Source organism: Micromonospora sp. D93 (assembly GCF_018070365.1).
Lineage (GTDB): Bacteria > Actinomycetota > Actinomycetes > Mycobacteriales > Micromonosporaceae > Micromonospora > Micromonospora ureilytica.
The window spans coordinates 57,082-81,992 of record NZ_JAGPXW010000001.1 but is presented as its reverse complement, the minus strand read 5'-3'; the positions used below and the strand labels follow the sequence as shown (position 1 = coordinate 81,992).

At 72.1% G+C, this 24,911-nt stretch carries 24 protein-coding genes; 6 read left to right on the top strand and 18 right to left on the bottom strand.

Going from position 1 to position 24,911, the window contains the following annotated elements; genetic code table 11:
• Positions 1-5 precede the first annotated feature (5 nt).
• Together KBX71_RS00355 and KBX71_RS00350 are read left to right on the top strand one after the other, a co-directional pair.
• Positions 6-1,565, top strand: a complete 1,560-nt coding sequence (locus KBX71_RS00355) for a YbjN domain-containing protein (protein WP_247682744.1) — start codon at positions 6-8, stop codon at positions 1,563-1,565.
• 123 nt (positions 1,566-1,688) lie between these two features.
• Positions 1,689-2,753, top strand: a complete 1,065-nt coding sequence (locus KBX71_RS00350) for an LPXTG cell wall anchor domain-containing protein (protein ID WP_210815825.1) — start codon at positions 1,689-1,691, stop codon at positions 2,751-2,753.
• 71 nt (positions 2,754-2,824) lie between these two features.
• On the opposite strand, the gene KBX71_RS00345 is transcribed toward KBX71_RS00350, so the two are convergent.
• From KBX71_RS00345 to KBX71_RS00325, 5 genes are all read right to left on the bottom strand, one after another.
• Complete coding sequence (locus KBX71_RS00345) at positions 2,825-4,513, bottom strand: ribonuclease J (protein ID WP_124816796.1); 1,689 nt, start codon at positions 4,511-4,513, stop codon at positions 2,825-2,827.
• 52 nt (positions 4,514-4,565) lie between these two features.
• Complete coding sequence (gene dapA, locus KBX71_RS00340) at positions 4,566-5,492, bottom strand: 4-hydroxy-tetrahydrodipicolinate synthase (RefSeq protein WP_196927906.1); 927 nt, start codon at positions 5,490-5,492, stop codon at positions 4,566-4,568.
• Positions 5,493-5,539: 47 nt separating this feature from the next.
• The gene (thyX, locus tag KBX71_RS00335; RefSeq protein ID WP_210816237.1) at positions 5,540-6,280 is read right to left on the bottom strand and encodes an FAD-dependent thymidylate synthase; all 741 of its coding nucleotides are present in this window, start codon (positions 6,278-6,280) and stop codon (positions 5,540-5,542) included.
• A 1,021-nt stretch (positions 6,281-7,301) separates the two neighbouring features.
• On the bottom strand, positions 7,302-7,922 hold the full coding sequence (locus KBX71_RS00330; protein ID WP_307846897.1) for a DUF2752 domain-containing protein: 621 nt from the start codon (positions 7,920-7,922) through the stop codon (positions 7,302-7,304).
• A 4-nt stretch (positions 7,923-7,926) separates the two neighbouring features.
• Positions 7,927-9,156 carry a winged helix-turn-helix domain-containing protein gene (locus KBX71_RS00325; RefSeq protein ID WP_210815822.1) on the bottom strand — a complete coding sequence of 410 codons (1,230 nt, stop codon included), beginning with the start codon at positions 9,154-9,156 and terminating at the stop codon, positions 7,927-7,929.
• 79 nt (positions 9,157-9,235) lie between these two features.
• Here KBX71_RS00325 and KBX71_RS00320 point away from each other — a divergent pair, with 79 nt between their 5' ends.
• On the top strand, positions 9,236-9,787 hold the full coding sequence (locus tag KBX71_RS00320) for a GNAT family N-acetyltransferase (protein ID WP_210815820.1): 552 nt from the start codon (positions 9,236-9,238) through the stop codon (positions 9,785-9,787).
• Here KBX71_RS00320 and KBX71_RS00315 read toward each other — a convergent pair.
• The gene (locus KBX71_RS00315; RefSeq protein WP_210815819.1) at positions 9,686-10,960 is read right to left on the bottom strand and encodes a glycosyltransferase 87 family protein; all 1,275 of its coding nucleotides are present in this window, start codon (positions 10,958-10,960) and stop codon (positions 9,686-9,688) included. The genes KBX71_RS00320 and KBX71_RS00315 overlap by 102 nt on opposite strands.
• Before the next feature lie 35 nt (positions 10,961-10,995).
• On the opposite strand from KBX71_RS00315, the gene KBX71_RS00310 reads away from it, so the two are divergent.
• A complete protein-coding gene (locus KBX71_RS00310) occupies positions 10,996-11,577 on the top strand; it encodes a GNAT family N-acetyltransferase (protein ID WP_210815818.1) in 582 nt (193 codons plus the stop codon).
• Between the two features lie 25 nt (positions 11,578-11,602).
• Here KBX71_RS00310 and KBX71_RS00305 read toward each other — a convergent pair whose 3' ends face one another.
• From KBX71_RS00305 to truB, 7 genes are all read right to left on the bottom strand, one after another.
• Positions 11,603-11,866 carry a hypothetical protein gene (locus tag KBX71_RS00305; RefSeq protein ID WP_247682699.1) on the bottom strand — a complete coding sequence of 88 codons (264 nt, stop codon included), beginning with the start codon at positions 11,864-11,866 and terminating at the stop codon, positions 11,603-11,605.
• A 67-nt stretch (positions 11,867-11,933) separates the two neighbouring features.
• Positions 11,934-12,701, bottom strand: coding sequence for a 4-hydroxy-tetrahydrodipicolinate reductase (gene dapB, locus KBX71_RS00300; protein WP_210815817.1), 768 nt, complete (start codon positions 12,699-12,701; stop codon positions 11,934-11,936).
• A 106-nt stretch (positions 12,702-12,807) separates the two neighbouring features.
• The gene (locus KBX71_RS00295; protein ID WP_210815816.1) at positions 12,808-14,205 is read right to left on the bottom strand and encodes a pitrilysin family protein; all 1,398 of its coding nucleotides are present in this window, start codon (positions 14,203-14,205) and stop codon (positions 12,808-12,810) included.
• A gap of 47 nt (positions 14,206-14,252) precedes the next feature.
• Positions 14,253-16,649, bottom strand: coding sequence for a polyribonucleotide nucleotidyltransferase (locus tag KBX71_RS00290; protein ID WP_210815815.1), 2,397 nt, complete (start codon positions 16,647-16,649; stop codon positions 14,253-14,255).
• A 227-nt stretch (positions 16,650-16,876) separates the two neighbouring features.
• Entirely contained in the window at positions 16,877-17,146 is a 270-nt protein-coding gene (gene rpsO / locus KBX71_RS00285; protein ID WP_030337594.1) for a 30S ribosomal protein S15, read from the bottom strand.
• Positions 17,147-17,345: 199 nt separating this feature from the next.
• On the bottom strand, positions 17,346-18,275 hold the full coding sequence (locus KBX71_RS00280; RefSeq protein WP_124816820.1) for a bifunctional riboflavin kinase/FAD synthetase: 930 nt from the start codon (positions 18,273-18,275) through the stop codon (positions 17,346-17,348).
• 73 nt (positions 18,276-18,348) lie between these two features.
• Positions 18,349-19,233 (bottom strand): tRNA pseudouridine(55) synthase TruB, encoded by an 885-nt coding sequence (gene truB / locus KBX71_RS00275; RefSeq protein WP_210815812.1) that lies wholly within the window; start codon positions 19,231-19,233, stop codon positions 18,349-18,351.
• Between the two features lie 200 nt (positions 19,234-19,433).
• Here truB and KBX71_RS00270 point away from each other — a divergent pair, with 200 nt between their 5' ends.
• Positions 19,434-19,736, top strand: a complete 303-nt coding sequence (locus KBX71_RS00270; protein ID WP_210815810.1) for a hypothetical protein — start codon at positions 19,434-19,436, stop codon at positions 19,734-19,736.
• Between the two features lie 10 nt (positions 19,737-19,746).
• Complete coding sequence (locus KBX71_RS00265) at positions 19,747-20,739, top strand: hypothetical protein (RefSeq protein ID WP_210815807.1); 993 nt, start codon at positions 19,747-19,749, stop codon at positions 20,737-20,739.
• 20 nt (positions 20,740-20,759) lie between these two features.
• Here the strand turns inward: KBX71_RS00265 and KBX71_RS00260 are convergent, their stop codons facing one another.
• The 5 genes from KBX71_RS00260 to rbfA all read right to left on the bottom strand — a co-directional run bounded on the left by KBX71_RS00260 (position 20,760) and on the right by rbfA (position 24,822).
• On the bottom strand, positions 20,760-22,079 hold the full coding sequence (locus tag KBX71_RS00260; protein WP_210815805.1) for an MATE family efflux transporter: 1,320 nt from the start codon (positions 22,077-22,079) through the stop codon (positions 20,760-20,762).
• A gap of 485 nt (positions 22,080-22,564) precedes the next feature.
• Positions 22,565-22,774, bottom strand: a complete 210-nt coding sequence (locus KBX71_RS00255; protein WP_205779927.1) for a DUF6186 family protein — start codon at positions 22,772-22,774, stop codon at positions 22,565-22,567.
• The gene (locus KBX71_RS00250; RefSeq protein WP_196927920.1) at positions 22,774-23,181 is read right to left on the bottom strand and encodes a hypothetical protein; all 408 of its coding nucleotides are present in this window, start codon (positions 23,179-23,181) and stop codon (positions 22,774-22,776) included. Before KBX71_RS00250 ends, KBX71_RS00255 begins: the two co-directional genes overlap by 1 nt.
• Positions 23,182-23,284: 103 nt before the next feature.
• On the bottom strand, positions 23,285-24,334 hold the full coding sequence (locus KBX71_RS00245) for a bifunctional oligoribonuclease/PAP phosphatase NrnA (RefSeq protein WP_210815803.1): 1,050 nt from the start codon (positions 24,332-24,334) through the stop codon (positions 23,285-23,287).
• The gene (rbfA, locus tag KBX71_RS00240; RefSeq protein WP_196927922.1) at positions 24,331-24,822 is read right to left on the bottom strand and encodes a 30S ribosome-binding factor RbfA; all 492 of its coding nucleotides are present in this window, start codon (positions 24,820-24,822) and stop codon (positions 24,331-24,333) included. Before rbfA ends, KBX71_RS00245 begins: the two co-directional genes overlap by 4 nt.
• Positions 24,823-24,911: the final 89 nt, after the last annotated feature.

Genomic DNA, 24,911 nt, shown 5'->3' with positions numbered 1-24,911 from the left:
CGGCGCTGGAGACCGCGCTCGCCGACGCGCGGGACCTCCCCGACGGCCCGGCCCGGCAGGTGGCCCTGGAGCGGCTCGCCGAGCGCGCCGACGCGGCCGGCGACGTCCGGTCCGGGATGGACGCGCGGTTCGCACTGATCGAGGCGTACCTGCTGCACGGGGAACGGTGGCGCCTGGTCGAGCCGGTCCGGCGCTGCCGCGCCGCCGCCGACCACCGGCCCGACCTGCTCACCGACACGGAAACCGGGCTGCTGCTGCGCTACCAGCGGTACGCGGTGGAGGCGCTGCTCGGCACCCCCCGGGTCGGGCTGGACCAGACCCGGTCCCTGCTGCACGACCTGGCCCACCGGGTCGGCGCGGATGGCCCGGACACACCGACCGTCGCGGAGCTGCACTGCCGGATCGCCGATCACCTGGGCGACGAGCCCACCGCGCGGCACTGGTACGAGCGGTGGTCCGGAAAACGACCCGGCCCGGCCGGCGGCTGCCCGGGCTGCGCCTCGGCGCGGCGCGCCGAACTGCTGGCCGGCTGGGGCGAGTGGGCCGCCGCGCTCACCGAGCTCACGGAATCCGACGGCGACCCGCAGTCCTGCACCGACCAACCCGAGCGGGACCTGGTCGCCGGCCTGCTGCCCGCACTCCGCACCGGCGAGCCGACGCGGGCGGCGGCGGCCCACGTGCGGGCGTACCGCCGGCACGGGCGCGAGCGCGCGGCATTCCCCCACCTCGCCGCGCACCTGCGGTTCTGCGCGCTGGGCGGGCACCTGGAACGCGGGCTGACCATTCTGGCCGAGCAGCTACCCCGGTTGGACCGGCCGACCGACGATCTCGCCGCCATGGAGTTCGCCGCCGCCGGGGCACTGGTCTGCGGGTTGGCCGCCGACGCCGGGCTGGGCGGGCGGACGATGCCCCGCCCGGCGTACGGCGAGCGGACGGCCACCGAGTTGAACGTCGCCACGCTCGGGGCGCTGCTGCTCGGGGTGGCCAACGAGTTGGCCGGCAGCTTCGACGCGCGCAACGGCACCGGGCACCACTCCGGACGGATGGCCGCCTGGTTGGCCGAGCGCCCACTCGCGGCGCCGGTTGCGCTGCCCACCGACGACGGGCCCGACGAGCCCGACACCGGCAGCTCCGACGCTGAGAACGAGCTGGGTGAGCGCGAGTTGTCCGCGCTCTCCCTCGGCATGATCACCGCGATCCTGGACGGGCGCGGCGACCGGTACCTGGTGGACGAGGGCGGGGCCGTGGTCGGCCACTGGGAGGGGGCGGTGATCCAGTTCCGGCGGGCCGGTGAGCGCGGTGAGGTGCTGCACGCCCGCGCCATGGCCAACCGCCGGCTGCCGGCGGCCCGCCGCGCCGAGGTGTACGCCTTCTGCAACGCGTGGAACCACGACCGGCTGCTGCCCAAGGCGTACGCGCACGACCTCGGCGACGAGTTGGTGCTGGCCGGCGACATGGCCACCGACCTGGCGCACGGGGTCGCCCCGGCGCAGCTGCGGATCCTCATGGACGCCGCCATCGCCACCGGCGTCGCGTACGCCGAGGCGGTCGCCGCGCTGCCCTGATTCGCCAGGGGCGCAAAAGGTTGCGGTTGCCGCGCGACTGCAGGACATCCGACAGCACGCAACCGGGAGTACGGCACGGCTGTGATATCGCCGTCAGCCCACCGCTACCCCTCGGGAGTCGTCATGAACCGCCCGCTCCGGTCCGGCATTCTCGGTGCCGCCGTGCTCGCCCTGTCCGCCCTCGCCGCCCCGACCGTTGCCGGTGCCGCCGCCGCGAACCCGACCGTCTCGCCGAGCACGACGGCCGGGAACCCCGCGCCGACGATTCTGGCCCGGGCCGACATCGTCTTCCTCGGCGGTGACCCGTGGCACCCGTCGGGTCCGCTGGAGGTCAAGGTCGTCAACGAGGGTGGGACGGCGGCGAAGGGCTTCTTCGTTCTCCGCCTGCCACAGGATGCCGGCCTGACCGCACGCGGCGACTGCCGGGCCGTCGACGGTGCGCCGAGGAGCTGGGTCTGCGGCGGCGCGGAACTGCCCGCCGGGGGCGATCGGACGTACCGCCTGACGGTGACCTCATCGGCTGCGCAGCCGGTCTTCGGGGTGACCGAGTGGGGTTCCGTCGCCGGGCAGGACGCCACCGGCCGCACCGACCGACCCACCGACTTCCGGCTCAACTGGCCGGACCGCACGACGCTGCGACTACGGGCCACCGCAGGCCCGGTCGTGGACAGTGCCGCGACCATCCGGGTACGGGTCACGAACACCGGCACGTTCGACATCGGCGGGTACTTGTTGAACGTCGCCACCCCGGACGGGGTGCGGGTGACCGCACCGGGGTGCTCCGACAGCGGCCGGACGAACGGTGTGGGCTGCGAGATCCTGCGCGGTCGCCCCCTCGCGGACGGCGCCACGGACAGCTTCGACGTACGGGTGGCGGCCACTGGCGGCACGACGAGCGTTCGGCTCTGGCTCGGGCCCACCAACCGGTACACCAACCGAGACACCTCGGTGACGGTCCGCCTGACCGGCGGCGGATCCGGAGGCGGCGGGGTCGCCACCACAGCACCGGCCGGCCCGACCACAGCACCGGCCGACCCGACCACGCCACCGGCCACGCCCGCCCCGGCGGCAGCGGAACTGCCGCGCACCGGCACGAGCACCCTCGCGTACGGCCTGATCGGCGTGTCACTGCTGACCCTCGGCGGCGGACTGGTGCTGCTGCTGCGACGCCGGCTCCAGCGCGGCTGACCCGGGGAACATTTCGGAACGGCGATGCCCGCCCGCACACGAGGTGCGGGCGGGCATCGTGACGCGTGCGGTCAGACCTCGACGACGGTGGGCACGATCATCGGACGACGACGGTACTTGTCGTTGACCCACCGCCCAACGGTCCGCCGGACGATCTGCTGGAGCTGGTGCGGGTCGGTGATGCCGTCCGCCGCGGCCCGGTTGAGCGCCTCGGTGACCAGCGGGACCACCGGGTTGAACGCCTCCGGGTCCTCGGAGAAGCCCTTCGCGGACAGCGTCGGGCCGGCGACCACCTTGCCGGTGACCGAGTCCACGACCACTGTGGTGGCGATGAAACCGCCGTCACCGAGGATCCGCCGTTCGGTGAGCAGCGACTCGCTGACGTCACCCACGGCGAGGCCGTCCACGTAGACGTACCGGCTCTTCACGTGCCCGACCAGTGTGGCGCGGCCCTCGACCAGGTCGACCACGTCGCCGTCCTCGCAGATCACCACCCGGTCGGCGGCGACCCCGGACTCGATGCCGAGCCGGGCGTGGGCGCGCAGGTGACGCCACTCGCCGTGCACGGGCATCAGGTTGCTGGGCCGAACCACGTTGAGCAGGTAGAGCAGCTCCCCGGCGGGGGCGTGCCCGGAGACGTGCACCTTCGCGACGTCCTTGTGCACGACGACCGCGCCGGCCCGGGCAAGCCGGTTGATCACCCGGTAGACCGAGGTCTCGTTGCCGGGCACCAGCGAGGAGGCCAGCACGACGGTGTCGCCGGGGGCGATGGTGATGTGCCGGTGGTCGCCGCTGGCCATCCGGCCCAGCGCGCTCATCGGCTCACCCTGGGAACCGGTGGACATCAGCACGATCTCGTCCGGCGGCAGAGTGGTCGCCTCGTCGATGCTGATGACCAGGCCGGCCGGGATGTTCAGCAGGCCGAGGTCCCGGGCGATGCCCATGTTGCGGACCATGGACCGGCCGATCAGCGCGACCTTACGGCCGTGCTCGGCGGCGGAGTCGAAGACCTGCTGCACGCGGTGCACGTGCGAGGCGAACGACGCCACGATGATGCGACCCTTGGCCTTCGCGAAGATCGAGTCGAGCACCGGCCCGATCTCCCGCTCCGGGGTGACGAAACCCGGGATCTCCGCGTTTGTGGAGTCGGACAGCAGCAGGTCGACACCTTCGGCGCCGAGCCGGGCGAAGCCGGCCAGGTCGGTGATCCGACCGTCCAGCGGGAGCTGGTCCATCTTGAAGTCGCCGGTGTGCAGCACCAGGCCGGCGGGGGTGCGGATGGCCACCGCGAGGGCGTCCGGGATCGAGTGGTTGACCGCGAAGAACTCACACTCGAACGGGCCGAGCCGCTCACGGCCGCCCTCCCGCACGGTCAGCGTGTACGGCTGGATCCGCCGCTCGGCCAACTTGGCCTCGACCAGGGCGAGGGTGAACTGTGAGCCGACCAGCGGGATGTCGGGCTTGTGGGCGAGCAGGTACGGCACCGCGCCGATGTGGTCCTCGTGACCGTGCGTCAGCACGATCGCCTGGACGTCGGCCAGCCGGTCCAGGATCGGGCCGAAGTCGGGCAGGATCAGGTCCACACCCGGCTGCTCGACGTCGGGGAACAGAACCCCGCAGTCGACGATCAGCAACTTGCCGTCGTACTCGAAGACGGTCATGTTCCGACCGATGGCGCCGAGCCCGCCGAGCGGGATGATCCGCAGGCCGCCTTCCGGCAGCGGCGGGGGTAGTTCCGCCTCGATGTGCGCCTCGGTCACGCGTCCACCTCATTCTGCGACGCCGTTACTCGACGTCCATCGTGTCGTTCGTTCATTCGGGCAGCTCCAGGCCCGCTGCCGCGAAGTCCGCGCGCAGCTGGGCGATCTCGTCGTCGGTGGCGTCCACGAGCGGGGGTCGCACCGGGCCGGCCGGCAGGCCCAGCGACGCCAGGCCCGCCTTCACCAGGATGGTGCCCTGGGTACGGAAGATGCCGGTGAACAGCGGCAGCAGCCGCCGGTGCAGGGCCAGCGCGGTCGGCATGTCCCCCGCGTCGAACGCCTCGATCATCTGTGCGGTCAGCGCCCCGGTGAAGTGCGTCGAGGTGCCGACCACGCCCACGGAACCGACGGCCAGCGCCGGCAGGGTGAGGGCGTCCTCGCCGCAGTAGAAGGCGAGGGTGGTCCGGCTGGTGACCCAGCTGGTGGCGGTCAGGTCGGTCTTGGCGTCCTTGACCGCGACGATCCGGCCGTGTTCGGCGAGCCGGACCAACGTCTCGGTGTCGATCGGCACGCCGGAGCGGTGCGGAATGTCGTACAGCATCACCGGCAGGCCGGTGGCGTCGGCCACCGCGGTGAAGTGTCGCAGCAAGCCGCTCTGCGGCGGCTTGCTGTAGTACGGGGTGACCACCAACAGGCCGTGCGCGCCTGCCTTCTCGGCGGCGGCGGCCAGCTCGATGGTGTGCCGTGTGTCGTTGGTGCCGACGCCCGCGACCACCTTGGCGCGGTCACCGACGGCCTCCACCACGGCCCGGATCAGCTGTTCCTTCTCCGCGTCGGTGGTGGTCGGCGACTCGCCGGTGGTGCCGTTGACCACCAACGCGTCGTTGCCCTGCTCGTCAACCAGGTGGCTCGCCAGCCGGGCGGCGCCGTCGAGATCGAGGGAACCGTCGGGGGCGAACGGGGTCGCCATGGCTGTGAGCAGCCGGCCGAAGGGGCGGGACGCCGGTCGGGCCGCGGCGTCGAGGTGGTCGTGCGTCATACCCTCCAACCTAGCGGACGACCAGCCGGGGCCCGCCGGGGAAGGGCTCAGGACGCCTCGTGCGGGCTGGCCGCCACTTCGGTGCCGTCCGGCAGCGTGGAGATCACGAAGTCGGCGAACACGTTCGGAGCGACGCCCTGGAGCTGGCGAAGGCACTCCACGGCCAGCTCACGGATCTCCACGTCGGCGTGCTCGGTGGCCCGCATGGCGACGAAGTGCCGCCAGGCCCGGTAGTTGCCGGAGACCACGATCCGGGTCTCGGTGGCGTTGGGCAGCACCGCCCGGGCCGCCTGCCGGGCCTGCTTGCGGCGCAGCGTCGGGTTCGACTCGTCCGAAAAACGCTGCTCGAGGCCCTCCAGCAACTCGGTGTACGCCCGAACGCTCGCCTCGGCGGCTTCTACGAACTTCTTGTGCAGCTCCGGGTCGTCGGCGATGACGGCCGGCTCGACCATGGCCGCGTCACGCTCCGGGACGTAGCGCTGGGACAGCTGGGAGTACGAGAAGTGTCGGTGCCGGATCAACTCGTGGGTGAAGGAACGGGACACCCCGGTGAAGTAGAAGGTGACCGACCCGTGCTCCAGCACGCTCAGGTGGCCCACTTCGAGGATGTGCGCCAGGTAGCCGGCGTTGGTGGCGGTCGCCGGGTTCGGCTTCTTCCACGACTGGTAGCAGGCCCGACCGGCGAATTCGGCGAGCGCCTGGCCACCCTCCGCGTCGGTCGACCACGGCACGTCGTCCGGGGCCGCGAATTGGGTCCACGCGATCAACTTGACCTGGGGCTGCACCATGTCCGGCATTCCTGGGACTTTAGTGGTGGGGTGCCGCCCGGCCCAACTCAGGCACGCCCCGTGCAATGTCGATCACTCAGCCAGCTGCGGAGCCGAGGACGCCCGGGCGCGGGCGGGTCCGGCCGCGCCACGCGGGTCCGCGCCACGCGGGTCCGCGCCACGCCGGGATCCAGGGTCCAGGCATCATCGTCGAGGCCGGGGACGGACAGTTCCATCAGCGTCCTCTGGAGCTGAATCGTTGACGACATCAGCCCCGGCAGATGGTCGCCAAGGCCGACGACCGAGGCCCGAGCGCCGCTCAGGCGACCCGGACGAGCCGAGCGATCCGGCAGCCGCTTCCGTCCGCAAGATCGCGCAACACCAGGGATGTCAACACCGTTGCGTTAGGCGGAGTGGCTGTTCGTCAACCCCGCGCTGTTCCGTCGATCATGGACTTGTGGTGGGTGGCAAAGTGCCCGAATCGAGCCAAACCAGGCACCGTAACTCCATGATCGACGAGGGTGGGGTGCCCCTCTTCCGCGATCTTGCGTTTACTGTCGCGACACAAGAGGGCATTCGGCGCATATCGGCGACCGAAACTGCAAGATCGGCGCGGGCGGGGCGTTTCTGGAGTGGCGGACCTGGGCTCACCGCGCCCTTGCACCCAGCAACCGCTCGCTAACGCAATTATGTTGCCAGGGATGTAGTGGCATCCGCCGCGTCCGACGCCACTACATCCAGGATCGAGCACGATGTTGGGCCGAGCTGCGTCGGCCGCTGTGCGGCGGACGCGGTGTGCCGCTGCCCAGCAGGGTGATCGACTCGGGTTCCTGAAAGTCGGGGCATCCGGGTCGGGTGGATGGACCGGTTTCCTGGATACCCGAGTTGATCATGCGTGGTGGCACCGGAGGAGGCCCGTGATGTCGTAAACGAATCAGCTCCAAAGGACGCCCGAACAGTGCATCCCGGCCGAGCCCCGTATCCGCGCACCGGCGCTTCGGGCACCGGCGCGGCCGACGACGGCAGATCGAGCCGCGGCAGGTCAGACGTAGAGCGAGGTGAACGGCGCCCACGGCAGGTTGCGGAGCACCGAGAAGGCCAGCCACGCGGCCAGGAAACCGCCGATGGCCTTCGAGCTGATCCGCATCTCGGGCATTCGCCAACCGAACGCCTGGCTTCCCGCCCAGGCCACGAAGAGGTACGCGAGGAACGGCAGCGCGAAGATGAACAGGAAGTGGTGCCGGGCGGCGGCCGGCAGGTCGCCGTGCAGCACGTACCAGAGTGCGCGTGTGCCGCCACAGCCCGGGCAGTCCAGCCCGGTGGTCAACTTGAGCAGACAGGTGGGCGCGGCATCCGGGTCGGCGTGGGTCGGGTTGCTGAGCATCGCGTAGCTCATGCCGATGCCGACGCAGCCGAGCGCTGCCAGCGGCACCGCCCAGCGCGGGGAACGTTCGTAGAGTCGCAGCACGAACCGGGTCAGCCGATCCGGCTCAGGCGCCGAGTAGCTGCCAGGCGGGGTCGTCGGCCAACCCTCCGGACCCGAGCCGCCGGGACCGGAACCGCGGGGATCGAACCCACCGGGACCGAACCCGTCGGGCGGCGCCGTGTGGACCGCGCCGGGGGCGGGCTGCGGCTGGTTGACCGGTCCGGGAACGCTCGTCACACGCTCACGGTACACCGGACACGCCGGCCAATGCGGCCCTGAGTGGACCGGCCAGGTCGCCAACTGTCGGCGGTACGACCGCGTCCAGGCCGAGCCAGCCGGCGAGCCGGTACAGCTCGGCGGCGAGGGCCACCGCGGTCTCCCCCGGGTCCGCGCCGGGTTCGAGCCAGGCTGCCGGTACCAGCAGCACCCCGGCCTTGCGATCGGCCTTCAGATCGACCCGGGCGGTGAACCGGTCGCCCTGCAGGAACGGCAACACGTAGTAGCCGTAGACCCGTTGTGGCGCCGGGACGTAGATCTCGATCCGGTAGCTGAAGTCGAACAGCCGCTCGGTGCGGGCACGTTCCCAGATCAGCGGGTCGAAGGGGCTGACCAGTGTGTTGCCCCGCACCCAGCGGGGCAGCCGGGCGGACGTGTGCAGCCAGGCCGGCTGTCGCCAGCCCGCCACGGTGACCGGCACCAGCTCACCGGCCTCGGCCAGCTCCGCGACGGCCTGCCGGGCGCCGGCCAGCGGCAACCGGAAGTAGTCGCGCAGCTCCGGCTCGGCGGCCACCCCGAGCGAGCGCGCGGCGAGGGCCACCAGCGTGCGGTACGCCTCGGCGTCGCTCGGGGTGGGCGCGGCCAGCACCGCCGGGGGCAGCACCCGCTCGGGCAGGTCGTAGCGGCGGGCGAAGGAGGTGCTGCGCTCGGCGGCGGTCACCTCCCCGGCCCAGAACAGGAACTCCAACGCCCGCTTGACCGCCGACCAGTTCCACCCCCAGTTGCCGGTCTCTCGGGGCGCGTCGTGCTCGATCTCGGCGGCGGTCAGCGGGCCTCGGGCGGCCACCTCGTCCCGAACCCAGGCGACCAACTCCGGCTGCTCCTGGGCGATCCGTCGCATGCCGCCCCAGGATTCGCTGTGCGCGCGGGCCATCCGCCAGCGCAGCATCGGATGCAGCTCCACCGGCACCAGCGACGCCTCGTGGCCCCAGTATTCGAACAGCTCGCGTGGGCGTCGGTAGGCGGCCTGGTCGAGCAGTGTGGTCGGGTAGGGCCCGAGCCGGCTGTAGAGCGGCAGGTAGTGCGCGCGTTGCAGCACGTTGACCGAGTCCATCTGGATCAGCCCGACCCGGCCCAGCACCCGACGCAGGTGCCGGCGGGTGGGCACGCCCGTCGGCGCCGGGTCGGCGAAGCCCTGGGCGGTCAGCGCCACGCGGCGGGCCTGGGCGAGCGAGAGTGATTCCGGTGCGCTCATCGTCGGCGACCTTAATTCATTGGTACGACGCCGGTGCGGGAAGCTGGACGTGACGACCAACGGGGCATAGAACGGTGCAATGCTGACCATCCGTCGGGAGGAGCCGGACGACGCCGAGGCGGTCGCCCGGGTACACGTGCACGGCTGGCAGGCGGGCTATACCGGCTTCATGCCGGACGAGGTGCTCGGGCGGCTCAACGTGGTGGCCTGGGCGCAGCGTCGTCGCGACGTCGGCACCGCCGATCCGGAGCACCCGTTCACCACTCTGCTCGGCGAGGTGGACGGGTCGGTCGTGGGCTTCACCACCTTCGGGCCGTACCGCCGCAACCAGGACCGGGACGACCTGGACCCGACGGTCGGCGAGGTGGTGGCGCTCTACGTGGATCCGGCCCGCTGGGGTGACGGGACCGCGGCCGCGCTGCTGGACGCCGCCCGGAGCGGGCTCACCGAGCGGGGCTGGGGCGGGTACCGGGCGTGGGTGCTGGCGGACAATCGGCGGGCTCGCCGGTTCTGCGAGAGCGCCGGCCTGTCACCGGACGGTGAGCGGTCGACCTACCAGGTGCCGCTGGCCGGCGGGGGCCCGCCGGTCGGGCTCGTCGAGTTGCGGTACGCCGGACGCCTCGACCGCTGACCCGTCCGGGGTCGGCCACCGGCGGATCGGCAGGAAGGCCAGCAACGCCAGACTGATCCACACGTAGGCGTTGCTGCCCAGGAAGCCGTCGACGCCTGTGAAGTCCTTCTCCCAGAACCAGACGGTCCGGCTGATCAGCAGCGCGTACCCGATGGTCGCGGCGACCAGCAGGAACCGCCGTCGGCGGCCGGCCGGCGCGGCCATCGCGTTGTCGACCAGCAGGATCAACGCGGGCAGCAGCCAGACCAGGTGGTGCACCCAGGTGACCGGGCTGACCAGGCACATCACGGCACCGGTCAGCGCCAGGCCGGTCGCCTCGTCGCCGGCCGCGACGGCAGCCCGGGACCGCCAGGCCCAGAGCGCCAGGGTGCCGAGCACCAGCAGCAGCCACAGCAGGGTGCTCGGGTGCTCCGGGTCGAGCCGGGCGACCACCCCGCGTAGCGACTGGTTGGAGACGAAGGCCAACTCGCCGACCCGGCCGGTGTTCCACAACGCCTCGGTCCAGAACTCCCGGGACGCGTCCGGGAAGAGCGCGGCGGCCAGCAGCGACACCCCGGCGGCCGTACCGCTGGCGGTGAGCGCCGCCCGCCAGCGCCCGGTCACCAACAGGTAGACGATGAACACGCCCGGGGTCAGCTTGATCGCCGTGGCGAGGCCGATGCCCACCCCGGTCCACCGGTTGCCGGCCGGCAGCAACCGCAGCAGGTCCACCGCCACCAGGAAGAGCAGCAGCGTGTTGACCTGGCCGAAGTTGACCGTCTCCCGCATCGGCTCGAACGCGGCGACCAGGCACAGCGCCACGGCGAGGGCGAACCACCGGGTCCAGCCGGCGCGCCGGGCTATCGGGTCGACCAGCCACCAGATCAGCACCGCGGTGGTGGCCACGCTGGCGAGCACGCTCACCACGATCGCGGCCGACCACGGCAGGTACGCCATCGGCAGCATCACCAGCGCGGCGAACGGCGGGTAGGTGAAGCCGTACTGGGTGCCCGGTTTGAGGTAGTCGTAGATCTCCCCGCCGTCGTGCACCCACCAGGTCAGCGCGCCGTAGTAGACCTTCAGGTCGAAGAAACCGTGCCGGACGGCTGCGACGGCGAGGAACCCGGTGACCGCCGCGGCGAGCACCACCACCCCGACGACCTGCGTGGTCGTCCTGTTGGCACCCTGCGCCACCGTCGTCTCCCTCGCCCTGCGTAGGCTTCCGTCCCATGGCTCTCGGGTACGTCCGCCCGGCGCGTCCCGAGGACGCCGGCGAGATCGCACGCATCCAGCTCGCGACCTGGCGGGTCGCGTACCGCCGGATCCTGCCTCGGCATGTGCTCGACAACCTGGACGAGGCGTTCCTCGCCCGGCGGTGGAGCGCCGCGGTGCTGGAGCCGCCCTCGGGCGCGCACCGGGTGCTGGTCGCCGTCGAACAGGCCGAGCAATCGTATCTGGTGGGGTTCGCCGCCTCCGGTCCGGCCGACGGCGAGGCGTTGGCCCCGGGCGAGCCGGCCGACGCGCTCGGCCCGGACGTGGCGGCGGTGACCGACCTGCTGGTGGAGCCGCGGTGGGGCCGGCGGGGGCACGGCAGTCGACTGCTCGCCGCCGCCGTCGACCTGTGGCGGGAGGACGGGATGAGTCGGGCGGTGGCCTGGGCGTTCGATGGTGACGAGGCGACCCGCAAGTTCCTGACCAGCACCGGGTGGGAGCTCGACGGCGCGGCGCGCGCGCTGGACGTCGACGACATGTTGGTGCCGCAGGTGCGCCTGCACGTGGGCGTGCCGACCGAGAAGGTGCCGGTCGAGTGAATGACGTGGGCCGGGCCGGACGGGCTCAGGGGGTTCGTTCGGCGATCAGCTCGTCGTCGTCCACGCCCCACATGACGTGGCCGACGACTGTGTCGTCGGCGTACACCGCGAGCGAGTTCCACACCTCGGAGCGCATGCTGAGCAGCAGGTAGCGAGCGCCCAGCGCGGCCACGAACCGGCGCTGGTCGTCGCGCGGGGCAACGTCGGCCACCGCACGCCAGTTGTCGTCGTCGACCGGCCGCAGCGTGACTCGCCGCCCGGCCCGGTCGACGTGTCCACCATCGATCATCGGGGCAGCCTAGGGGCGGCCGGACCCGCGCCGCGACCGGATTTCGCCCCGGAAGGACGCGGCCCGGTCAGTCGAGCAGGGCGTCCAGGCCGACGGTGAGGCCGGGGCGGTCACGCACCGCGCGGACGGCCAGCAGCACACCCGGCATGAACGACACCCGGTCGTACGAGTCGTGCCGGATCGTCAGCGTCTCGCCGGTGCCACCGAAGAGCACCTCCTGGTGGGCGACCAGGCCGGTGGCGCGCACCGCGTGGACGCGTACCCCGTCGATCTCGGCGCCGCGCGCACCCGGCACCTCGTCCTTGGTGGCGTCCGGCACCGGGCCGAGACCGGCCTCGGCGCGCGCCCGGGCGATCTGTCGGGCGGTGTGGGTGGCGGTGCCGCTCGGAGCGTCCAGCTTGCGCGGGTGGTGCTGCTCGATGATCTCGACGGACTCGAAGTGCCGGGCGGCGCGCGCGGCGAACTGCATCATCAGCACCGCGCCGATGCCGAAGTTCGGAGCGACGACCACGCCCACCCCGGGCCGGTCGGTCAGCCAGCCGCGCACCTGCTCCAGCCGCTGCTCGGTGAAGCCGGTCGTGCCGACCACCGCGCTGATGCCCTGCTCGACGCACCACTGGAGGTTGTCCATGACGACGTCCGGCGTGGTGAAGTCGACGACCACCTCGGCACCGGAGACGGCGGAGCGGTCGTCGCCCTGGTCGATCGCCGCGGTCAGGGCGAGATCGTCGGCGGCGTCTACCGCCTTGCAGACCTCGATGCCCATCCGGCCGCGCGCACCAAACACGCCGACCCGCAGCTGCTGGGCCGGGGTCTTTCCCCGCTCGTCAGTCACGGGGCACAACCTATCCCAATCGGGACGGGCCCTTCCGGCCGGATCCGCTGTGCTCCACCGGCCGGTACGCCCGACCGGGACGCCTCGACCGGCCGGACGGCAGACCTCAGACCGCGAAGTCTCCAGCGCCGAACGGGCCCACCACGGCCAGCGACATCGGGCGGCTGAGCACCTCGGCGGCGAGGACGTTCACGTCCTCCACGGTGACCTCGTCGACCCGGCGGAGCAACTCGTCGACAGGCATCAGGTCGCCGTAGAGCAGCTCACCCTTGGCAAGCCGGCTCATCCGGGAACCGGTGTCCTCCAGGCCGAGCACGAAGGAGCCCTTGCTCATCCCCTTGCCCCGGGCCACCTCGGCCTCGGTCAACCCGTCGGCGGCCACCCTGGCCAGCTCCGCGCGGGTCAGGGCCAACACCTCGTCCACCTTGCCCGGCGCGCAGCCGGCGTAGACGGCGAACAGGCCGCTGTCGGCGTACTGGCTGGCGTAGGAGTAGACCGAGTATGCGAGGCCGCGCTGCTCGCGGATCTCCTGGAACAGGCGGCTGGACATGCCGCCGCCGAGCACGTTGTTGAGCACCCCGAGGGCGAACCGCCGATCATCGAGCCGGTCGATGCCGGGGCAGCCGATGATGACGTGTGCCTGCTCGGTCTCCTTCGGCTCCACCACTGTGGTCGCCGGCTTGGTGCGTACCGCAGGGGTCGCCGCGCGGTGCGGCGCCGGGCTGGCCGGGTCGCTGTCCAGCGGGGTGCCGCGCACGGCCTGACGGACCATCTTGACCACTGCGGCGTGGTCGAGGTTGCCGGCGGCGGCGATGACGATCTGCGGCGCTGTGTAGCGGCCCCGGTAGAAGCTCTGGATCTGCCGCCGGGTCATCGGGGTGACGGTCTCCGCGGTGCCGGAGATCAGCCGACCGAGCGGGTGATCTCCGTAGACGGCCTGGACGAAGAGGTCGTGCACCTCGTCACCCGGCTCGTCGTCGTGCATGGCGATCTCCTCCAGGATCACGCCGCGCTCGGTCTCGACGTCGGCCGGCTCCAACAGCGAGTCGGCGACCAGGTCGCACATCACGTCGACCGCCAGCGGCAGGTCCTCGTCCAGCACGCGGGCGTAGTAGCAGGTGTATTCCTTCGTGGTGAAGGCGTTGGTCTCACCGCCCACCGCCTCGATCTGCGAGGAGATCTCCAGTGCGGTGCGCTTGTGGGTGCCCTTGAAGAGCAGGTGCTCGAGGAAGTGCGCGGCACCTGCCTGCGGCCCGGTCTCGTCACGCGAGCCGACCGCCACCCAGATGCCGAACGAGACGCTGCGCATCGCCGGAATCGCCTCGGTGAGGACGCGCAGGCCGCTGGGCAGCACGGTACGTCGTACCGTGCCGCCCAGCGGGTCGTCGCTGAGTGTCCGGGTCACCGCGCGGGCGGTGCCGCCGGAGCGGCCCGCCCCGGTGTCCCGCGACGGGGCCACCCCCCGTCGATCCGGTGGAAACGGCGCGCTGATGGCCCGACTCACGTCTTGCTCCCGGTTCGACGAGGGGTGGGTGATGCGTGGTACGACGATCAGCTGTGCCGGGTCCGGCGGCGCGGACGCTCGCCGCCCTCGCCACCCTCGCCGCCGCCACCGTTGCCGTTGCCGCCCTCGCCGCCGCGCTCCGGGCCACGCCCGCCACGGTCGCCGCCACGCTCACGGTCGCCACGGTCACGCGGAGCCCGGTCGCCCCGGTCCCGACCAGCCGGCCGGTCACCGGAGGCGGCCTCACCGGCGGCCGGAGCCTCGGTGCCCTCCGGGCGGACCTTGTCCAGGTAGATCTTGCCGCGGGCGTCGATGTCCGCGATCTCGACCTCGACCCGGTCGCCGACGTTGAGGAAGTCCTCGACGCGCTCGACCCGCTTGCCGTCGCCCACCTTGGAGATGTGCAGCAGGCCGTCACGACCCGGCAGGAGCGAGATGAACGCGCCGAACGCGGCGGTCTTGACGACAGTGCCGAGGAACCGCTCGCCCTGCTTCGGCAGCGTCGGGTTGGCGATCCCGTTGATCCGGTCGACGGCCGCCTGGGCCGACGGCCCGTTGGTGGCGCCGACGTAGATCGTGCCGTCGTCCTCGATGGAGATCTCGGCGCCGGTCTCGTCCTGGATCGCGTTGATGGTCTGCCCCTTCGGGCCGATCACCATGCCGATCTTGTCCACCGGGATCTTGACGGTGGTGACTCGCGGCGCGTAGTCCGACATCTCGGCCGGAGCCTCGATCGCCGCCTTCATGACGCCGAGGATGATCTGCCGGGCCTCGTTCGCCTGCTGGAGCGCGGCGGCCAGCACATCCGACGGGATGCCGTTGAGCTTGGTGTCGAGCTGGAGCGCGGTGACGAACTCCGGGGTGCCGGCGACCTTGAAGTCCATGTCACCGAACGCGTCCTCGGCACCGAGGATGTCGGTGAGCGTCACGTACTGGGTCTTGCCGTCCACCTCGTCGGAGATGAGCCCCATCGCGATGCCTGCGACCGGCGCCTTCAGCGGAACACCCGCGGAGAGCAGGCCCAGCGTCGAGGCGCAGACCGAACCCATCGAGGTGGAGCCGTTGGAGCCGAGCGCCTCCGACACCTGCCGGATGGCGTACGGGAACTCCTCGCGCGACGGCAGCACCGGGATCAGCGCACGCTCGGCGAGAGCGCCGTGGCCGATCTCGCGACGCTTCGGCGAGCCGACCCGACCGGTCTCGCCGGTCGAGTACGGCGGGAAGTTGTAGTTGTGCATGTAGCGCTTGCGGTTCTCGGGGGACAGCGTGTCCACCATCTGCTCCATGCGGAGCATGTTCAGCGTCGTGACGCCCAGGATCTGGGTCTCGCCCCGCTCGAACAGCGCCGAACCGTGCACCCGGGGCAGCACGCCGACCTCGGCGGTCAGCGAACGGATGTCCCGCGGGCCACGCCCGTCCATGCGGACCTGCTCACGCAGCACGCGGTTGCGCACCTCGGACTTGGTCAGCGACCGGAAGGCAGCGCTGAGCTCCTTCTCCCGACCCTCGAACCGAGCGCCCAACTCCTCGGCGACCCGGGCCTTGACCCGGTCCAGGGCCTCCTCGCGGTCGGCCTTGCCGGCGATGGTGATCGCCTCGGCGACGTCGGCGCGGGCCAGCTCGGAGACGGCGTCGTACACGTCGTCCTGGTAGTCCAGGAAGACCGGGAACTCGGTGACCGGCTTGGCGGCGACCTCGGCCAGCTCGCTCTGCGCGCGGCACAGCTCACGGATCGCCGGCTTGGCGGCCTCCAGGCCGCTGGCGACGACCTCCTCGGTCGGGGCGGTGGCGCCGGCCGAGATGAGGGCGACGGCGTTCGGGGTGGCCTCGGCCTCGACCATCATGATCGCGACGTCGCCGTCTTCGAGCGTGCGGCCGGCCACGACCATGTCGAAGGTGGCGCGAGCCAGCTCCTCCAGGGTCGGGAAGGCGACCCACTGGCCGTCGATGTGGGCGACGCGGGTCGCACCGATCGGGCCGGAGAACGGCAGGCCGGAGAGCTTGGTCGACATCGAGGCGGCGTTGATCGCCACGACGTCGTACGGGTGCTGCGGGTCGAGCGCGAGGATGGTCTCGACGACCTGGACCTCGTTGCGCAGGCCCTTGACGAAGGACGGGCGCAACGGCCGGTCGATCAGCCGGCAGGTGAGGATCGCGTCCTCGCTGGGCCGACCCTCGCGGCGGAAGAACGAGCCGGGGATGCGGCCCGCGGCGTACATCCGCTCCTCGACGTCGACGGTCAGCGGGAAGAAGTCGAACTGCTCCTTCGGGTGCTTACCGGCGGTCGTGGCGGAGAGAACGACCGTCTCGCCCAGCTGGGCGATGACGGAACCGGCGGCCTGGCGAGCCAGCCGACCGGTGGAGAAGGTGATCTCGCGGGTGCCGAAGGACCCGTTGTCGATCACGGCGGTGCGGGATTCGGTGCCGAGTTTGGTCTCGGTCATGTGCTGTGGTGCTCCTTCGCGTCGTGGGCCCACGACATCGGGGAGCTGCTCAGACGGCCGGTCTTCGATCGAAGCGCCCGGGTGGCCGGCATGATGCCGGGGTTCCCGGGGGCCACTACCGGAGACCGGTACGCTGACCGGCTCCCTCTCGGGTGGTCGCGCGGCCCGTGTTTCTTCAGGTGGGACGCGGTACGGGGGAGCGGCCGTCCGGCCACTCCCCCGTCACGTCACCGGCGCAGACCGAGCCGCTCGATGAGCGACCGGTAGCGGGCAATGTCCTTCTTCTGGACGTAGTTGAGCAACCGACGGCGCCGGCCGACCAGCAGCAGCAGCCCACGGCGGCTGTGGTGGTCGTGCTTGTGCACCTTCAGGTGCTCGGTCAGCTCGGCGATCCGCTTGGTGAGGACCGCGACCTGGACCTCCGGCGAACCGGTGTCGCCCTCGGCGGTCGCGTACTCCGCGCGGATGCTGGCCTTGGCTTCCTGATCGAGCGCCATGTTCTCCCTGTTTCGATGGGTTGATCAAGTGGGTGTCCGTCGTCCCGATGAACCGGGAACGGACCGGTACCTCGCACCCGCGGCGTCGAGCAGGCACGCGAGGCCCCACGCCGGTCACCCGACGTCCCGGCAAGACTACCAGCACTCGCCGGTAACACCCGGCGAAGGGCCTCGGTGGCGGCCCGCCACTCCCCGACGATCAGGCCAGAACGCGCCGGGTGCGCTCGACATCCTGATTCATCTGGGCGATCAACGGCTCGATCGAGTCGTACCGGATCTGACCGCGCAGGTGCGCCACGAAGTCGAGGGCCAGCCGCTCGCCGTACAGGTCGCCGCTGAAGTCCAGCGCGTACGCCTCCACCCGCCGCTCCCGGCCGGAGAAGGTCGGGTTGGTGCCCACGGACACCGCCGCCAGCAGCGGCTCGTGCTGGCCGCGACGGATCAGCCGGGCCGCGTACACCCCGTCGGCGGGCACCGCCGCGTACCTGTGGCAGAGCAGGTTCGCGGTGGGGAAGCCCAGCTCCCGGCCCCGCTGGTCGCCGCGGACCACGACGCCCTCCACCCGGTGTGGGCGGCCCAGCGCGGCGGCCGCCGCGCCCACGTCGCCCGCGTCGACGCAGGAACGGATGTACGTGGAGGAGAAGACGGTGCCGGACTCGGCGACCAGCGGGTTGCCCTCCACGCCGAAGCCGAACGTCTGACCCAGCCGTTCCAGCAACGCCACGTCGCCGGCGGCCCGGTGCCCGAAGCGGAAGTTGTTGCCGACCACCACCAACGCCGCGTGCAGGTGCTCGACCAGGACGTCGTGCACGAACTGTTCGGCCGGTACCCGGGAGAACTCGGGGGTGAACGGCACCACGCAGAGCACGTCCACGCCGAGCGCCTCGATCAGCTCGGCCTTACGCGCCGGCTCGGTGAGCACCGCCGGGTGCGAACCGGGGCGGACCACCTCGGCCGGGTGCGGGTCGAAGGTGACCACCACCGACTGCACGCCCAACTCGCGGGCCCGGGCCACGGTGTGCCCGATCGTCGCCTGATGCCCCTTGTGCACGCCGTCGAAGACGCCGATGGTGACCACCGAGCGTCCCCATCCGCCGGGCGCCGCGTCGTAGCCCCGCCACCGCTGCATGCCGTTCCTCTCTGCTGTCCCGCCGATCGGCGGGTAGACACCGCCGGCTGCGGCCGGCGGACCTGCCCCGCCGTCAGGCCGGGGCGAGCACGATCTCCGCCCGAGCCCGCCCGTCCCGCTCGCTGACGATAGCGATCAGGCCGCCGGCTGGCCCGAAGACGGCGTACGGCCCGGTGAGGCCGGCCGGGTCCAGTGGACCGCCGTGGGCGAGCACCCGGGCCTCGTCGGGCGTGGCCTCCCGGCGTGCGAAGAACCGGTCTGCCGCCGCGTCAAGTGGCAGGTTCACCACGTCCGGGGCGCGCTGTTCCAACTCGTCGAGGGTCGCCGCCTCGGCGAGGGTGAAGCCACCCACAGCGGTGCGCCGCAGCGCCGTGAGGTGCCCGCCGACGCCGAGCGCCAGGCCGGCGTCCCGGGCGATGGCCCGGATGTACGTGCCGGAGGAGCAGGTCACGTCCACGTCCACGTCCACCACGTCCGGCTCGGTGCGGCGGATCGCCAACACCTCCAACCGGGAGATGGTGACCCGCCGCGCCGGCAGTTCGACGCTCTCCCCGTCGCGGACCCGCTTGTACGCCCGCTGCCCGTCGATCTTGATGGCGCTGACCGCGCTCGGCACCTGGTCGACCTCGCCGCTCAGCCCGGCCAGCGCCGACCGGATCGCGTCGTCGGTGACCTGCCCGGCCGGCACGGTGGCGGTCACGTCGCCCTCGGCGTCGTCGGTGACTGTGGTCTGGCCGAGCCGGATGGTGCCGGCGTAACTCTTGCCGGCGCCGATCACGTAGGTCAGCAGCCGGGTGGCCCGGCCGACACCGATCACCAGCACGCCGGTCGCCATCGGGTCGAGGGTGCCGCCGTGCCCGACCCGTCGGGTCTTCGCCAGTCGGCGGATCCGCGCCACCACGTCGTGCGACGTCATGCCGCCGGGCTTGTCGACCACGATCAGACCATCGGTGCTCACGTCGGCCAAGCCTGCCAGATGGCCACCACCCCGCACTGCGTGGGCACGCCCGGCGTGACCCCAGCCTCCGCCCGGGGGCTGAGCCGGCTTTGTCGGGCCGGGGCGTCCATTCGGCGTTTTGTCGGATGGGGACAGCCAGCCGTCTGCCCGGATGCGAAGATCATCCGCCCGTTGCCATCACCGTGAGATCAGGACTGCCGATGACCACCGACCGACCCCCGGGCCACGAGCACCGCGCTCGGGTCGACCTTCCGGACTGGATGCGGCATCCGACGCCGCAGCGGCGGACGCCGGCACGCCATGTCGACGACCTGATCGAGGGTTGGCCGGCGCTTCGGGCCGCCCGTCGGGCGGTGTGGCACTGGCGCGGCCGGCGCAGATGGAGCGAGTCGCATCCGCACCTCGTCGCCGTGCTGTCGTTCGTCGTGGCCGCCGCCCTCGGGACCGCGTTGGTGACCGGCACCTACTACCTGCTCGCGCTGGCCACCAGCGGCGACTACTGACGGAGAGAACATGGAACGCACGTCGCCGGAGCCGGTCGACCCGCCACCGCCGCCCGCCGCGGTAGCGGAGGTCAACCCGGTGCAGCTACCGGACTGGCTGCGGGCACCGCAGACCGAGCACCAGCCCACCGGATGGGACCGGGTCCGCTTCTTCTCGGCCCGGCACAACGGGGCCCTGCTGCTCGGCTTCGGCCTGGCGCTGACCCTGCTGATGGTCGTCGGCGGGGTGGTGTTGGTCGGTCGGGTCGCCGACGGCATCCAGGCGTCCCCCTCGGCGAGCCCCACGCCAAGCCCGACCCTGCCGGTGAGCAGGGTCGGCGAGCCACGGGACCTGTTCGCCGGGTCACCGGCGGCCTCCTTCGCGCCGGGTGAGCAGGCCGTGCGCATGCCGGCGGCCAAGGCCACCGGGCCGTTCACCACGGCCCAGGTGCGGATCGCGCTGGAGTCGGTGCGCAAGGCGTTGATCAAGAGCCGGCTCGACACCTCGATGTTCATGGGTGATCCCGAGCCGTTCCTGGCGCTGCTCGCCCCGGACGCCCGCGAGCGGCTCCGGCCGGACTTCACCAGCAACACCTTCCTTCGGTACGCGACCCGAATGGCGTCGCCGTCGGAGTGGGAGCCTGGCGCCCGCGCCGACGGCCGGGTCAGTTACCGGGCCACCGAGGAGAACGGCATCCGGGTGCTGGAGGTGTCCAGCGAGTTCGTGTGGGCGTACCCGTTCGACGTGGACCTGCGTGCGCCCGCCGGCGCCAGCGTGGTGGCACTTCGCGACCGCGTGGTCTGGCAGGTGCCGCACCCGGACGACGTGCAGGCATCCTCGAAGGGCCTGTGGCTCGGTTCAGCGGAGGCCATCACCTGGAACGCGGACTGCGCTCAACTGCGGGACGGCTGGGTCCGCGAGCAGTACTGGTTGGCAGACCTGCACGGGAAGCGGATACCCGCAGGTGACCCGGGCACCATCTTCGACCTTGGCGCGCCCGCGCCGACCACCATGCGCTGCTGACCGGCGGGCCCGGCGGGCGGTCAGCGGATGGCCCCGGTCACCGCCCAGCCGCCGTCGCGCAGTCGCAGCAGCAGGGCGACCAGCCGGATCACCACGAACAGGGTCAGCCCGGCCCAGATGCCGCCCAGCCCGAGGTCGAGCGCGTACGCCAGCCAGATGGCCGGCAGGAAGCCGCCGAGCGCCGCCACGATGGTGAGGTTGCGCAGGTAACGCACGTCGCCGGCGCCGATCAGCACGCCGTCGAGGGCGAACACCACCCCGGCCAGGGGCAGCATGACAACGAACCACGGCCAGGCCACCGTGGCCTGCTCGCGTACCCCCGGATCGGAGCTGAACCACGACGGCACGACGCCGGCGCCGGCGGCGATGAGCAGCGCGAAGCCCACGCCGCAGACGCCGCCGAGCAACCCGACCCGGCGGGCGAGCGCCCGCGCACCCTCGTCGTCGCCGGCGCCGAGCGCGGCACCGACCAGGGACTGTGCGGCGATGGCCAGAGCGTCGAGCACCAGCGCGGTGAAGAACCAGAGTTGCAGGGCGATCTGGTGGGCGCCGACGGCGGCGGCCCCGAAGCGGGCGGCGACGGCGGTCGCGGACAGGAAGCTGGCCTGGAACGCCAGCCCACGGATCAGCAGGTCCCGGCTGAGCACCAGTTGCTGGCGGATCACGCGGGGCCGGGGCCGCAGCGACACCCGCTCGCCGACCAGGGCGGCGGCGAAGAGCACGCCGCACAGCGTCTGCGCGACGACGTTCGCCACCGCCGAGCCGACCAGGCCCAGCCCGCCGGGGTAGACCAGCAGCGGGCAGAGCAACGCGGAGAGCAGGTTGGGGCCGAGCACGAAGAACAACGGGCGGCGAGTGTCCTGCACACCGCGCAGCCAGCCGTTGCCGGCGGCGGCGAGCAACAGGCCAGGAGCGCCAAGGGCCGCGATCCGCAACCACTGCGCGGCGGCGTCCGCCACCTCGCCACCACCACCCGCGAGGGTACGCGCGAGCGCGCCGCCGCCGACCTGCATGCCGATCGCGATCAGCAGACCGACGCCGAACGCCAGCCAGGACGACTGGACGCCCTCGGCGACCGCGGCTGCCCGGTCGCCCGCTCCGAAGCGGCGGGCCGCGCGCCCGGTGGTGCCGTAGGCGACCACGGTGCCCACCCACGCGGTGAGCGTCATGACCGTGCCACCGACGGCGAGCGCGGCGAGCGGCACCCGGCCGAGGTGACCGACCACTGCGGTGTCGACAAGCACGTAGAGCGGCTCGGCGGCGAGCACCACGAGGGCCGGCAGAGCGAGCGCGGCGATCCGGCGCGGCGAGGCGGATCGGGTGGCGGAGGTCTGGCTCATCGCGCCGATCCTGGCACGGCTGCGGTAAGGATCGCAATCCCGCCGACTACTTACCCTCGTTGGCGGGTGGCGCGCGGACTCGCCGCAGCCCGGGCAGTGCCTACCGTCGGACGGTTCGAATCACTGCCGGGTGTCCATCGACGTCTGCAGCGCGCGGCGAGCCTGCTCGCGGGCGTCGTCGGTGGTGGTCTCGGGCTTGGGCTTGTTCGGCATGGTGGCGCTCCTCTTCCCAGGGCGCGAGCCGCCGACACGCGGCGGCCCTCACGGGCGGTCGTGCTGAGCGCCCCACGGCGGTCCGGGGTTACCGGAGCAGCCGACTGGGCAGCGTGAGCCCGGGTCGATCCGACCCTGGAGGGAGGCGGCACGGGGTGTGGCACCACCGCCCATGACCTGCACCGCCAGGCGGCACCGGCCTTCTCCCAAGTTATCGTTCAGGTCCACATACTGCTTACGGTTCCCGCCATCTGGACAGTCGACAACCCGGTTCAGCGGGCCAGGAAGTGCCAGCCCAGCCACCACCAGAACCCGAACAGACCGATCCGGCCCACCGGCACCGGGCCGACCTCGTAGCGCATCACGTAGGCGCAGACCTCGCCCAGGGTGGGGATCCGGGAACCCTCCCGCCGGGCCATCCACTCGACCACCGCGAAGAGGACCAGCGCGGTGACGAACCCACCGATCGCGAGTGCTCGCATCATCGCCGCACCAACCCCCAGAAAGCGGCCAGCCAGGCGAACCAGACCGCCGACCGGGTCAGGTGATCCTCCAGGAGAGGGTCGGCCAGCCGGGAGAAGGTGGGGAAGTCATCGCCGACAGCCAGCACGAAGGTCACGCCCTCGAAGACCCCGAAGACCACCACCGGCACCGCCCACCAGGCCGCCCCCGCGCCCAGCCGGCGCGGCGCCGGCCGGCGGGGCACCCGGTTGCTCAGACCGAGCCAGATCAGCACGCCACCGGTGCCGAGGGTGAAAAGATTCGCCTCCGTGGAGAAGGACGCGAACCGGCCACCGACGAGCGACAGGCAGACGAGGACGGGAACGGAGACGGCGGGCCGGTCCCAGGCGCGGGGGGCCTCCACGGTGAGGTCGTGCGGCTGCTCCATCCCGCGATTCTTCCCGCTATCACGGAGCGCCGGAAGACCAACACTCCCCGGAGCTGACCCTGATCTTCCGGACCACGCGAGCCACGGCAGCCGTCGGAGGGCCTCAGCCGATCAGCGCCGCGTCCAGCTGACCGCGGATCGACTCGACCACCTGCTCGGCGGTGCCCCGACCGGTGAACCCGGCCGCGAACGTGTGACCACCACCGCCCAGCGCGACCGCGACCCGACTGACGTCCACCGCGCCCTTGCTGCGCATCGACACCGCCCACTCGGCGGGCCTGGTCTGCTTCACCACACAGGCCACATCCGCCTCGGCGGTGCAGCGCACCGAGTCGATCAGCGCCTCCAGCACGTACGGCCGCTGGTCGTGCCGGGCCAGGTCGTCCAGCGTGGCGAAGGTCCAGACCAGCCCCCGCCCACCGGCGGCGGCCGGCTCGAGCCGGGCCCGACCGAGCACCTCACCGAAGAGGCGGACCGCGCCGAAGGGCCGGGTGTCGAAGACCCGCCGGGAGATGTCACCGGGCGAGATGCCGGTCGCCAGCAACCGGGCGGCCATCTGATGCACCGCCGGAGTCGTCGCCTCGAACCGGAACGAGCCAGTGTCAGTCGTCAGCGCCACGTAGAGGCACTCGGCGATGGCCCTATCCACCACCACCCCGAGGCGGGCCAGCAACTGCTCGGCCACGACCGACGTGGCCGCCGCACCCGGGTCGACCAGGTTGACAGTGCCGAAGCCAGGGTTGGAGGCATGGTGGTCGAGCACCAGCGCCGCACCCGCCGACGACAACCGCCCGGCCAACTCGCCGAGGCGCGACTCGCTCGCCGCGTCGAAAGAGATCACCAGATCGGGCGCCGGGTCGGCGGCGTCCGCCGGAACCAGCAGATCCAGCCCGGGGAGCCCACGGAACGGCTCCGGCACCTCCGGTGGCCCGGGGAAGGTCGCCTGCACGTCGCGTACGCCGAACTGCCGCAGGCCCAGACCAAAGCCCAGCATGCTGCCCAGCGCGTCGCCGTCCGGGTTGATGTGGCAGATCAGCAGCACCCGGCCGGTCGACGGGAGAGCCCGCACCAACGCCTCGGCCGCGGCCCACGCCGCCTCGGCGGGACCGAGCCCGGATGCCCCGGTGAGCGGGGCGCTGGCGGTGCTGGTCACCGCGTTTCCCCACCCCGCGGGGTGTCCTTGACGTCGGTGGCCTCGTCGGCTTCGTCCGTCTCGTCGTCCTCGTCATCCACCCGGTACGGCTGGGCCTCGCCCGCGTACTTCGCCTGGGCGGCGAGCCGCTGCACCTCGGCGTCGGCGTTGCGGGCGGCGGCGAGCAGGTCGTCGATGTGCTTGACCTGGTCCTGCACGTCGTCGAGGACGAACGTGAGGGTCGGCGAGTGGCGCAGCCCGAGCGCCTTGCCGACCGTGCTGCGCAGCAGCCCCTTGGCGCTCTCCAGCGCCGCCGCGGTGTCCGCCTGGGCCACCGAGTCACCGAGCACCGTGTAGAAGACCGTCGCGTCACGCAGGTCAGCGGTAATCCGGGCGTCGGTGATGGTGATCATCCCGAGCCGCGGGTCCTTGATCTGGCTCCGCACCACCGACGCGACCAGCTCACGCACCCGTTCCGCGTGCCGGCGTACCTTGGCCGGATCAGACATTTCGCCACCTCCACGGCGTCCTGCTCCCGGTCGACCCGACGGCCCGTAGGCCGCCGGCCGACCGGCCAACATCTCGAACATTACCTTCG

Bases quoted from the DNA above. Each gene is read 5' to 3' on its own strand.
- KBX71_RS00350 (WP_210815825.1), top strand. From the start codon at position 1,689: ATGAACCGCCCGCTCCGGTCCGGCATTCTCGGTGCCGCCGTGCTCGCC.
- dapA (WP_196927906.1), bottom strand. From the start codon at position 5,492: ATGACGCACGACCACCTCGACGCCGCGGCCCGACCGGCGTCCCGCCCC.
- thyX (WP_210816237.1), bottom strand. From the start codon at position 6,280: ATGGTGCAGCCCCAGGTCAAGTTGATCGCGTGGACCCAATTCGCGGCC.
- KBX71_RS00325 (WP_210815822.1), bottom strand. From the start codon at position 9,156: ATGAGCGCACCGGAATCACTCTCGCTCGCCCAGGCCCGCCGCGTGGCG.
- KBX71_RS00320 (WP_210815820.1), top strand. From the start codon at position 9,236: ATGCTGACCATCCGTCGGGAGGAGCCGGACGACGCCGAGGCGGTCGCC.
- KBX71_RS00310 (WP_210815818.1), top strand. From the start codon at position 10,996: ATGGCTCTCGGGTACGTCCGCCCGGCGCGTCCCGAGGACGCCGGCGAG.
- KBX71_RS00305 (WP_247682699.1), bottom strand. From the start codon at position 11,866: ATGATCGATGGTGGACACGTCGACCGGGCCGGGCGGCGAGTCACGCTG.
- KBX71_RS00290 (WP_210815815.1), bottom strand. From the start codon at position 16,649: ATGACCGAGACCAAACTCGGCACCGAATCCCGCACCGCCGTGATCGAC.
- rpsO (WP_030337594.1), bottom strand. From the start codon at position 17,146: ATGGCGCTCGATCAGGAAGCCAAGGCCAGCATCCGCGCGGAGTACGCG.
- KBX71_RS00280 (WP_124816820.1), bottom strand. From the start codon at position 18,275: ATGCAGCGGTGGCGGGGCTACGACGCGGCGCCCGGCGGATGGGGACGC.
- KBX71_RS00270 (WP_210815810.1), top strand. From the start codon at position 19,434: ATGACCACCGACCGACCCCCGGGCCACGAGCACCGCGCTCGGGTCGAC.
- KBX71_RS00265 (WP_210815807.1), top strand. From the start codon at position 19,747: ATGGAACGCACGTCGCCGGAGCCGGTCGACCCGCCACCGCCGCCCGCC.
- KBX71_RS00260 (WP_210815805.1), bottom strand. From the start codon at position 22,079: ATGAGCCAGACCTCCGCCACCCGATCCGCCTCGCCGCGCCGGATCGCC.
- KBX71_RS00255 (WP_205779927.1), bottom strand. From the start codon at position 22,774: ATGCGAGCACTCGCGATCGGTGGGTTCGTCACCGCGCTGGTCCTCTTC.
- KBX71_RS00250 (WP_196927920.1), bottom strand. From the start codon at position 23,181: ATGGAGCAGCCGCACGACCTCACCGTGGAGGCCCCCCGCGCCTGGGAC.
- rbfA (WP_196927922.1), bottom strand. From the start codon at position 24,822: ATGTCTGATCCGGCCAAGGTACGCCGGCACGCGGAACGGGTGCGTGAG.